1 pseudogene is annotated in these 228 nt (G+C 52.2%); it reads right to left on the reverse strand.

Annotated features, from left to right (window positions below):
- A pseudogene (locus tag KVT36_RS32550) lies at nt 1-228 on the reverse strand (peptidase M28); the annotation flags it as partial.

Below are 228 nucleotides of genomic sequence, written 5' to 3' on the forward strand. Positions count from 1 at the left end.
TGCGCCGCTGGATTCCCGCATGATTACATAGTAACCTTTTACTTTGCCATCCAACGGCGCTTTCCAATGTCGCGTGGTAGCACTACCCAAGCCCGCTACATCTACCAATACCTCTACCGGCATAGACGGCGCCTTGGCCAGGTTTGCAAGGTTCGATAGGTTCATGGCGGCATTCTTGCGCAGGTATTCAAAGACCATGAACTTTACCAGGTCGCCATACTCACTACC

Source organism: Chitinophaga sp. GbtcB8, from assembly GCF_019091455.1.
In the GTDB taxonomy this organism is placed as follows: Bacteria; Bacteroidota; Bacteroidia; order Chitinophagales; family Chitinophagaceae; genus Chitinophaga.